Origin of the sequence: Nostoc sp. PCC 9305, from assembly GCF_963920915.1 — a bacterium.
In the GTDB taxonomy this organism is placed as follows: domain Bacteria; phylum Cyanobacteriota; class Cyanobacteriia; order Cyanobacteriales; family Nostocaceae; genus Nostoc.
Genome location: NZ_CAWUDN010000252.1, coordinates 1 through 1,325 on the forward strand (window position 1 = coordinate 1; position 1,325 = coordinate 1,325).

Below are 1,325 nucleotides of genomic sequence, written 5' to 3' on the forward strand. Positions count from 1 at the left end.
CACCAAAACTGTATGAATAAAAAATGGGTAAATCTCATCAAAGTCAACACCCTAGACTCTGCCGCCAGTAAGGGAGGCGGAGCCTCAACGACGAGCATTCCCAATCGGAGACTGGGAACGAGGCAAATGACTAATGACTAAAATAATTTGGAGATATAACCAATGACTACTGAGATCAACTTATTCTCTCCTTACCAACTAGGAAATCTGGAACTACCTAACCGGATAGTGATGGCACCCTTAACCCGAAACCGGGCAGGTGAGGGAAACGTACCACACCAACTGAATGCTACTTACTACGTCCAACGTGCTTCCGCCGGACTGATTATTTCTGAAGCAACACAGGTAACTCCTGAAGGACAGGGCTATCCCGCAACACCAGGAATTCATTCACCAGAACAGGTGGAGGGATGGAAGTTAGTAACCGATGCTGTACATCAGCACGGCGGCAGAATTTTTCTGCAACTATGGCACGTAGGCAGGATTTCTCACCCCGATCTACAACCGAATGGAGTTTTACCTGTAGCACCTTCTGCCATTACTCCTAAAGGTGAGGCTGCAACTTATGAGGGGCCAAAACCCTTTGTTACTCCCCGTGCTTTAGAAACATCGGAAATACCGCAGATAGTCGAACAGTACCGTCAGGGAGCCGCAAATGCCCTAGCGGCTGGTTTTGATGGCGTGGAAATTCACGCAGCTAATGGTTATTTAATAGATCAGTTTCTCCGGGACGGCACGAATCAACGTACAGATAAATATGGAGGTTCTATTGAGAATCGTGCCCGATTCCTGTTGGAGGTGACAGAGGCGGTAACTAGTGTGTGGGATTCTAACCGAGTTGGGGTGCGTTTCTCTCCCAGTGGGACTTTTAACGATATGCGTGACTCCAATCCCCTGGAGACATTCGGTTATGCCGCTCAAGCGTTGAACCAGTTTAATTTGGCATATCTGCATCTTTATGAGGCAACAGAGGCAGATATTAGACATGGCGGGATAATTGTACCCACCAGTCATATACGCGATCGCTTTACAGGTACACTCATCGTCAATGGTGGTTATACCCGTGAAAAAGGCGATGCAGTACTGGCAAATAAAGCAGCAGATTTAGTTGCCTTTGGCACATTATTTATATCAAATCCCGATTTACCCCGACGCTTGGCTTTGAATGCACCACTAAATGAGCCAAATCAAGCAAGCTTTTACGGCGGCGGTGAAAAAGGATATACAGACTATCCATTTTGGTCGCCTGCTAGTGAAGTAGTAGCTAATGCGTAATTCGTAATTCGTAATTCGTAATTCGTAATTCGTAATTCGTAATTCGTAAT

1 protein-coding gene is annotated in these 1,325 nt (G+C 46.1%); it reads left to right on the top strand.

The annotated features are described in order from the left end of the window. The first annotated feature begins 162 nt into the window (after positions 1–162). Complete coding sequence (locus ACM0OX_RS35625; protein ID WP_414519925.1) at positions 163–1,275, top strand: alkene reductase; 1,113 nt, start codon at positions 163–165, stop codon at positions 1,273–1,275. Positions 1,276–1,325 lie beyond the last annotated feature (50 nt).

Bases quoted from the DNA above. Each gene is read 5' to 3' on its own strand.
- ACM0OX_RS35625 (WP_414519925.1), top strand. From the start codon at position 163: ATGACTACTGAGATCAACTTATTCTCTCCTTACCAACTAGGAAATCTG.